The sequence below is a fragment of the Sandarakinorhabdus sp. genome, from assembly GCF_040398645.1.
Lineage (GTDB): Bacteria > Pseudomonadota > Alphaproteobacteria > Sphingomonadales > Sphingomonadaceae > Sandarakinorhabdus.
On sequence record NZ_JBBATR010000081.1, the window covers coordinates 1 to 8486 of the forward strand.

General features: G+C 63.8%; 9 protein-coding genes. 3 read left to right on the plus strand and 6 right to left on the minus strand.

Going from position 1 to position 8486, the window contains the following annotated elements; translation table 11 throughout:
• Window positions 1-519, plus strand: a 519-nt coding sequence (locus ABWP50_RS12660) for a biliverdin-producing heme oxygenase (protein ID WP_353218346.1), incomplete at its 5' end; no start/stop codon positions are given.
• On the plus strand, window positions 512-3160 hold the full coding sequence (locus ABWP50_RS12665) for an HWE histidine kinase domain-containing protein (RefSeq protein ID WP_353218347.1): 2649 nt from the start codon (window positions 512-514) through the stop codon (window positions 3158-3160). The genes ABWP50_RS12660 and ABWP50_RS12665, both read left to right, overlap by 8 nt.
• Before the next feature lie 123 nt (window positions 3161-3283).
• Here the strand turns inward: ABWP50_RS12665 and ABWP50_RS12670 are convergent, their stop codons facing one another.
• From ABWP50_RS12670 to ABWP50_RS12695, 6 genes are read right to left on the minus strand one after another with little or no spacing between them, the layout of a single operon-like run.
• Window positions 3284-3700 (minus strand): DUF2948 family protein, encoded by a 417-nt coding sequence (locus ABWP50_RS12670; protein ID WP_353218348.1) that lies wholly within the window; start codon window positions 3698-3700, stop codon window positions 3284-3286.
• Window positions 3693-4976 carry a UDP-N-acetylglucosamine 1-carboxyvinyltransferase gene (murA, locus tag ABWP50_RS12675; protein ID WP_353218349.1) on the minus strand — a complete coding sequence of 428 codons (1284 nt, stop codon included), beginning with the start codon at window positions 4974-4976 and terminating at the stop codon, window positions 3693-3695. Before murA ends, ABWP50_RS12670 begins: the two co-directional genes overlap by 8 nt.
• Window positions 4977-4986: 10 nt before the next feature.
• Complete coding sequence (gene rarD / locus ABWP50_RS12680) at window positions 4987-5877, minus strand: EamA family transporter RarD (RefSeq protein WP_353218350.1); 891 nt, start codon at window positions 5875-5877, stop codon at window positions 4987-4989.
• A gap of 47 nt (window positions 5878-5924) precedes the next feature.
• Window positions 5925-6479 (minus strand): dCTP deaminase, encoded by a 555-nt coding sequence (gene dcd / locus ABWP50_RS12685; protein ID WP_353218351.1) that lies wholly within the window; start codon window positions 6477-6479, stop codon window positions 5925-5927.
• Complete coding sequence (locus ABWP50_RS12690) at window positions 6479-6976, minus strand: UPF0262 family protein (RefSeq protein ID WP_353218352.1); 498 nt, start codon at window positions 6974-6976, stop codon at window positions 6479-6481. The genes dcd and ABWP50_RS12690 overlap by 1 nt, the downstream gene beginning before the upstream one ends.
• Window positions 6973-8073, minus strand: a complete 1101-nt coding sequence (locus ABWP50_RS12695; RefSeq protein WP_502951064.1) for a serine hydrolase domain-containing protein — start codon at window positions 8071-8073, stop codon at window positions 6973-6975. The genes ABWP50_RS12690 and ABWP50_RS12695 overlap by 4 nt, the downstream gene beginning before the upstream one ends.
• A 45-nt stretch (window positions 8074-8118) precedes the next feature.
• Between ABWP50_RS12695 and ABWP50_RS12705 the strand changes: the two genes are divergently transcribed.
• The gene (locus tag ABWP50_RS12705; protein WP_353218353.1) at window positions 8119-8481 is read left to right on the plus strand and encodes a hypothetical protein; all 363 of its coding nucleotides are present in this window, start codon (window positions 8119-8121) and stop codon (window positions 8479-8481) included.
• Window positions 8482-8486: the final 5 nt, after the last annotated feature.

An 8486-nucleotide genomic window follows, 5' to 3' on the forward strand; every position in this document is an offset into this window, starting at 1 on the left:
GCCGATGTCCATGCCCGGCTGCACCTGCACGCCGGTCTGGCGGCTGTTGCTGCAGAGCGGATTGATATTGGCGACTACCGGCAGTTGCTGCTGCGATTATATGGATTTTACTTGCCGTTCGAAAATGCCGCCGGGCTGGCGCCGGTGCGCAGCGGATGGCTGGCAAGCGATCTGGCGGCGCTGGATACACCCCTCGTTACCGCCGCCCTGTGCGCCGCCCTGCCCAAGCTCGACAGTCCGCAGGCGGTCCTCGGCGCGATGTATGTCGTTGAAGGATCGGCGCTCGGCGGCCGCGGGTTGGCACGGCATTTGAAAGACCTTCTGGGCGATCAAAAAGGTGCGGGCCGACGCTTTTTCGCCAGCGATGGCGCCGATACCGGCCGCACCTGGCGCGCCTTTATGGATCAGCTCGACAGGGTGGCAATCGATGACAGAACGGTGGTGATCGACGCTGCCATCGCAACCTTTTGCTGCTTCGAAACCTGGATGGACGGTTGGGAGGCCGCAGGAAATGCATGAGATCGACCTGGCGCGGGCGCCCGCCAACCTGACGGATTGCGACCGCGAGCCAATCCACATGCCCGGCGCGATCCTGCCGCACGGCGCGATGCTGGTCATCGATTGCGTGACCATGGCGGTTTTGCAAGTTGCCGGTGACACACCGGGGTTGCTCGGCCGAGCCCAGCAAGACCTGCTTGGCACCAGCATCGACGCGATCTTCACCCCGGCGCCGGCGGCGCGGCTGCGGCAATTGTGCGCCGACAGCAACATCACCAAGCCAAGGCACCTGCTCGATCCCCTGTTGCGTGTTGACGCCGATCGGCCGATTGATGCCAGTGTTCACCGCGTCGGCGACTTGTTGGTCATTGAGTTCGAGGCTGCCGAAAGCAGCGACCCCTATGCCAGCGACCCGCTTTCCGCCGTGCAGGAAATGGTGGAAGGTTTCGCTGCTTCGCCGTCCATTGCCGATTTGTGCCAGAAGGCCGCCGAAAGGGTGCGCCGCATCGCGGCCTATGATCGAGTCATGGTCTATCGCTTCATGGCCGATGCGTCGGGCTGGGTGATTGCCGAAGCGCGCAATGCCGATATGCCGGCCTTCCTCGATCTGCATTATCCCGCAACCGACATTCCGCAGCAGGCGCGGGCGCTGTACCTGCAGAACTGGCTGCGGCTGATCACCCAGGTTGATTATGACGCGGCGCCGCTGCAACCGCGGCTCAACCCGAAAACCGGCAAGGCGCTCGACATGAGCCAGGCCGTGCTGCGCGACGTCTCGCCGATCCACCGCCAGTATCTGCGCAACATGGGAATCGACGCTTCCATGTCGATCTCGATCATCGTCGAAGGCCGGTTATGGGGGCTGATCGCCTGCCACCACAACAGCCCGCGCATGCTGCCACGCCATTTGCGCGCGGCGTGCGAATTGTTCGGGGCGATGTTCTCGCTGCAAATCGAAGCGTCGGAACGCACCGAATTGTTCAACGCCCGGCTGGAAAGCCGCAAGGTGTTGCAGCAACTGATGCTCAACCTGTCCGGCGTCGAAAATTACGCGCTGGGGCTTACCCAGCAAACGCCCGACCTGCTGGATTATATCCAGGCGGGAACGATTGGCCCGGATGGGACACGCAGCGGCGGCGTAGCCGTGTGCGTCGATGGCGAGATAACTTTTCTGGGCAAAACGCCAACGCTCGAACAGATCGTCGCGCTGACCATATGGTTGACGACCTACATGGCCGAATTTGACGGCATATTGGCGACCGATCGTTTGGGGGAGACTTGGGAACCGGCGCAGGCATTTGCCGCTGTCGCCTCGGGCCTGCTGGTGATTTCGGTATCGCGTGAACCGTCGGACTTCATCCTGTGGTTTCGTCCGGAACTGGTGGAAACGACGTTCTGGGGCGGCAACCCGGAAAAGAACGCTTCGATCGGCGCCGACGGATTGACGCTCAACCCCAGGAAATCCTTTGCAGCGTGGCGGCAGACCGTACGCGGGCGGGCGATGCCATGGACATCGCCCGAAACCGATGCGGCCTTTGATTTGCGCGTTTCATTGCTGGAAGTCGTGCTGCGCCGGATCAAGGCGGCGGCCGCAGCGCGCGAACGCGCCCATGAACGCGACAAGCTGTTGATGGCCGAGCTTGACCACCGCGTGAAGAACACGCTTGCCAGTATTCAGACGCTGGTGAACCATGCCAGCCGCAGCGCGGAGACGTTGACGGGTTTTGTCGAAGGGCTTGATGGCCGCATCCATTCGATGGCCAAGGCGCACAGCCTGTTGACCCAAAGCCGGTGGGAAGGCGTGTCGATCGAAGGCCTTTTGCACGAGGAACTCGACCCCTACGCCGAGCTCGGCGTGGGCGTCGTGTTCACCGGCACTGAGATCATATTGACGCCGAAATCGGCGCTGGCGCTGTCGCTGGTCATCCATGAACTGGCGACCAATGCGGCGAAGTTCGGGGCGTTTTCGGTGCCGAACGGCGAAATCGGCGTCGACTGGCGACTGCGCGCCGATGGCGGCGTTGCGTTGGTCTGGACGGAACGCGGCGGGCCGTTGGTGACGGCGCCGAGCCGGCGCGGTTTTGGATCGAGCTTGATCGAGCGGGCGCTGGCGCTTGAAACCGGCGGCGAAGCGATTGTCCGCTATGAGCCGACCGGCGTTATCTGCGACATCGGCCTGCCACCCTTTTCCGTTGTCGAGGCGAGTTTCCGGCCAGCACTTCTCGTGTTGAAGCCGGCTGAACCGATTGAAACGCCTGCCCTGCTGCCGATACGGCCGCGAATTCTGGTCGTCGAGGATTCGATCTTCGTCATCATGACGCTCGAGGGCCTGTGCGAAGATCTGGGTTGGGACATGATCGGCCCGGCAACCCGCCTTGAGCAAGGCTTGCAAATGGCGCGCAGCGAGGATTTCGACATCGCGCTGCTCGATGTCAATCTCGATGGCGAAATGTCGTGGGGCATTGCAGCCGTGCTGGCGGCGCGCGGCATCCCCTTTGCCTTTGGCACCGGATATGATGTTGCCAGTATCCTGCCGCCCGAATTTGCCGATGCGACGATTTTGAGCAAGCCGTTCCGCATGTCCGAGGTCGAGAGGCGGTTGCGGCAAATGCTGGCCCAAAGGGCGCAGCTTGAGGAAGCCGGGAACCGGCAGATCGGTTAATTGCGACTGGGCTTGGCAAGCCTCGGTCCGAAAGAACGGCAGGACGGCAAACGACCATAAGCTGCCCGAAAACAATCGGGTGCAGGGGTCACCCCTGCCCGCCGGAGGCCTTCCTGCTTGCCTTCAGTCGTGCTGCGGCACCCGCGTTGTTGCCCATGGCTCACCGATGTCTTCCAGCACCAGATCGGCCACTTCGATGCGGGCGCGCAGGGCGGTGCCGCCGGCGCAGGTGATGACCAGCCAGTCGCCGTCTTGCGCCAGCGACAGGATGACGGTGACGGCGCCCGGATCATCCGGCCAGCCGGCGCGCTGCACGGCGCTGACGGTTTCGACACGCAGGGCGCAGCGGGTGCGGCTGGGGGGCTGACCTGGGTGTTCGCGGCGATAGCGATTGACCAGCAGCGCCAGCCGCCGCGCCTTGCGATCAAAGCCGACATCGGCGAGCCGCAGCGTTGCATCCTGCAGCAGCGCCGAAAACGCCGTGATATCGCCGGGTTCCTGGCCGAGCAGCGCCAGCGGCCCAGAGCCTGGCTCAGCCATCCCCGATCCGTTCGATATCGGCGCCGACGCCCTGCAATTTTTCTTCGAGCCGTTCGTAGCCGCGATCGAGGTGATAGACGCGCGCCACCGTGGTTTCGCCGCTGGCGGCGAGGCCGGCGAGCACCAGGCTCATGGAGGCGCGCAGATCGGTGGCCATCACGGGCGCGCCGGTTAACTGCGGCACGCCGCGCACCACGGCGCTGCGGCCGCGCACGGTGATATCGGCGCCCATGCGCGCCAGTTCCGGCACGTGCATGAAGCGGTTTTCAAAGATGGTTTCGGTCAGCAGCGATGCGCCATTGGCGACACACAGCATCGACATGAATTGCGCCTGCATATCGGTGGCAAAGCCGGGGTAGGGCGCGGTGGAGACATTGATGCCCTTCATCTCGCCGTCGCAGGTCACCCTGATGCCGTCTGGCGTTTCGGCGGTTTCCACGCCGGCTTCGTGCAGGGCATCGATGGTGACGCCAAGATCATTGGCCGATGCGCCGACCAGTTCGATATCGCCGCCGGTGATGGCCGCGGCGCAGGCATAGCTGCCGGCCTCGATCCGGTCCGGCATCACGGCATAGGTGGCGCCGTGCAATTCCTTGACGCCGGTGATCACCAGCTTTTCGGTGCCGATGCCGGCGATCTTGGCGCCCATCGCCACCAGGCAGTTGCACAGATCGACAATCTCCGGCTCCCGCGCGACATTTTCCAGGATCGACACGCCCTTGCACAGCACGGCGGCCATCACGGCATTTTCGGTGGCCCCCACCGACACGATCGGGAACACATAACGCCCGCCGGGCAGGCCGCCCGCCGGCGCGGTGGCCTTCACATAGCCGGCGGCAAGCTCGATCTTGGCGCCGAGATGCTCCAGCGCCTTCAGGTGCAGATCGATCGGTCGATTGCCGATGGCGCAGCCGCCGGGCAGCGACACGGTGGCTTCGCCGGCGCGGGCCAGCAGCGGCCCCAGCACCAGGATGGAGGCGCGCATCTTGCGGACGATGTCATAGGGCGCCACCGTGGAGGTGATGCGGTTGGCACGGATGGTCATCACCCGGCCGAATTCATCGGGGCTGGTGCCTTCGATGGTGGTGGACAGGCCGTGATTGTTGAGCAGATGGCCAAAGCTGTCGATATCGGCCAGCCGCGGCAGGTTGCGCAGCGTGAGCGGTTCATCGGTGAGCAGCGCGCACGGCATCAGCGTGAGCGCGGCGTTCTTGGCCCCGGAAATCTGGATGCGGCCGGAAAGGCGGCGGCCGCCGCGAATGATGATCTGATCCATGTGTGACGCTTTAGCGCGTCGCCGCGGCTTTCGCCACTGGCCGTAATGACCAAGTGTACACCGCCAGCCCGGCCCAGATGCAGCAGAACGCCGCCAGCCGCGCCGGATCGAGCACTTCGCCAAAGATCAGCACGGCCTCGAGCAGCACCATGGTGGGCGCCACATATTGCATCAGGCCCAGTGTGGACAGCGGCAGCCGCCGCGCCGCAATGCCAAACAGCATCAGGGGCACCGCCGTTGCCACGCCGCCCAGCGCCAGCGTGACCAAGGTGGGTGTTGGCCAGCCGGAAAAACCCTGCGGCGTACCCGCGATCCACAGCAGTGCCACCGGGGCCAGCATCAGCGTTTCGATGAACAGGCCAGTGGCGGCATCCACCGCCGCCTGCTTGCGGATCAGGCCATAAAGGCCAAAGGACAAGGCCAGCGACAGGCTGACCAGCGGCAGCGCACCGCGTTCGATGGCGAGCACCGCCACGCCCAGCGCCGCCAGCGCAACGGCCGCCCATTGCAGGCGTTGCAAGCGTTCACCGAGCAGCACCACGCCAAACAGCACCGAAACCAGCGGATTGATGAAATAACCCAGCGAGGTATCGATGACATGGCCGGCGAGCACTGCCCAGGTATAGGCCAGCCAATTGACCGTGATGCACAGCGCCGATGCCAACAGGAGCAGCAGCAAGCGCGGCTGGCGCAGCGCGGCGGCGACCTTGTCCCAGCCCTTGAGCCAGGCGATCAAGCCAACGACCACCACCACCGACCAGATGATCCGGTGCGCCAGCACATCAGCCGCCGGCACGCCCTTGAGCAGCCGCAGATAAAAGGGCAGCACGCCCCAGATCAGATAAGCGCCCATACCGGCAAAAAAACCGATGCGGGCTTCGGAGGGGGCGGGCGTTGTCACAATGTTGCGCTAGCGGGCAATCGGCGAGCGCGCCAGCCCTGTCGGCGTTACAACTTCGGCAACGTTACGCCGCGCTGGCCCATATATTTGCCGGCGCGGTCGGCATAGCTGACCTCGCAGGGTTCATTGCCCTTCAGGAACAGGAACTGGCAGGCGCCTTCATTGGCGTAAATGCGCGCCGGCAGCGGCGTGGTGTTGGAAAATTCCAGCGTGACATGGCCTTCCCAGCCGGGTTCGAGCGGGGTGACATTCACGATGATGCCGCAGCGGGCATAGGTGGATTTGCCCAGGCAGATCACCAGCACGTCGCGCGGAATCCGGAAATATTCCACGGTGCGCGCCAAGGCAAAGCTGTTGGGCGGGATCACGCACACATCGGTCTTGCGATCGACAAAGCTGCTCGGATTGAAATTCTTCGGGTCAACAATGGCGCTATCGACATTGGTGAAGATCTTGAAATCATCGGCCACGCGCGCATCATAGCCATAGCTGGACAGGCCATAGGAAATGCAGCCATCCCGGGTCTGCCGCTCCACAAACGGCTCGATCATGGCTTGCGACAATGCGGTTTCACGTATCCAGCGGTCGGAAAGAACAGACATCAATGGCCTTTTATGTGGAGCACGCAGATCAACGTGAACAGCCGGCGCGCGGTGTCGAAATCGACGATGGCGCGGCTTTCCAGCCGCTCCTTCAGCATTTCGGCTGCATCATTGTGGATGCCGCGCCGCGCCATGTCGATGGTTTCAATCTGCGTGGGGCTGGATTGGCGAATCGCCTGATAATAGCTGTCACAGATGGCGAAATATTCGCGGATGGTGCGCCGAAACGGGCTGAGCGCCACCTGAAACAGATCGACTTGCTGATCGTGCGCATCATTGACGGTCACATCCAGCCGGCCATCTTCCACGCCGAGCAGCAATTTGTAAGGGCCGTGATGGCCAGCCGCGGCAGCGGCAACCGGCTGGAAGACATTGCCTTCCAGCAGATCGAAAATGGCGACCCTGCGTTCCTGTTCGATATCGGCGTTGCGCCACAATATGGTGCGTTCATCCAGTTTGACATCGATGCAGCGATAATCGTTCGGCGCGGCGGTCATTTCGCAGCAACCGGAAATTGATTGACCAGCGCGGCCAGCGCATCGCGCACGGCCTGCAGATCATCATCCTGGGTCTTGCCCAGCCGCACCACCACCAGCCGCCGCGATGGCACCACAATCACATATTGGCCGAGATGACCGAGCGCCGCAAAGGCATCGGCCGGGCCCTTGCGCCAGAACAGCGCATCGTCCTTGCCGCTCACTGGCTTGCGATTCAGCCAGAATTGCCCGCCATAGCCGGCGTTGGTGGGCGACGGCGTCGTCACAAAGCGCACCCAATCCGGGCGGACCACTTGGCTACCCGCCACCACGCCCTTGTCCAGATACATTTGCCCAAATGCCGCCCAATCGCGCGCGGTGGCATGGCAGAGCGAGCCACCATAAAGATTGCCTGCCGGATCAAATTCGCACAGCAGGCTGGCCATGCCCGCCGGCGCTGCCAGCCGCTGGTTGATGAAATCACGCACGGCGCGGCGGCGATCGGCCGGCGATTTCGCGTTAGGCGCGACAGCGTCTGCCACGATTCGCGCCAATATATGGGTTGTCAGCGTGTTGTACGCAAACCGCGTTCCCGACGGCACTTCAGCCGGCTCGGCAACGGCGGCCTTGTAGATATCGGCCGACGTATCGGCGAACAGCGCGCGGTTGGTATCGGCGATTTCCGGCTGCGGCCCGGCTTCGATATGCTTCACGCCCGATGCCATATGCAGCAACTGGCGCAGGGTGATCCGGGCGCGCGGATCGCCCGGTACCGCGCGCCATTCCGGCACCGGAGCCGGCGTGTCCAGCTCCAGCCGGCCATCGGCCACCAACTCACCGATCAGCGTTGCGGTGATCGATTTGGCCATCGACCAGCTGATGAGGCGCGTGCCCGGCCCGATGCCGGTGCCATAACGTTCGTAAATGCGCTTGCCATCCTGTATCACGATCAGCGCGCGGGTTTCGCCCAGCGTTGGATCGGTGAACAGCGCGTCAGCCGCCGGTAGCGCCGATGCCGGCAACACCGCCGGGATTGCAGCGGGCGGGCGCGCGGGGGCGCGGTCAGGGGCCTGTGCAGCCAATTGGCCAGCCAGCAACAGGCTTGAAAGCGCGATCATGATGCTGCACCGTGTCATCTTTCCTACGCTAGAGGCCCTGCCCCCATGCTGGCAAGTGATACGCACAGTTCTGCTGCACCGGCTCCCCCCAGCCGGCGGCGCTGGCTGATCTGGGTGCCGGTGCTGCTGCTGTGTGTGGCCGCGGGCGGCTGGCTGGGCCTGCGCTATTCCACGACCGGCAAGCAGGCCCAGCTGGCGACTGGCTATATCGCCCATGTCGTGTGTTCGTGCCGTTATGTCGGCGGGCGGGACATGGCCAGCTGCGAAACCGACCGTGAGCCGGGCACCGAAATCGTGCAGATCACCGAGGACAGCGCGGCGCGCAGCATCACCGCATCGGTGCCGCTGCTCTCCAGCCGCACCGCGCGTTTTGATCCGGAATATGGCTGCACGCTGGATGCGCCCTGAGCGCT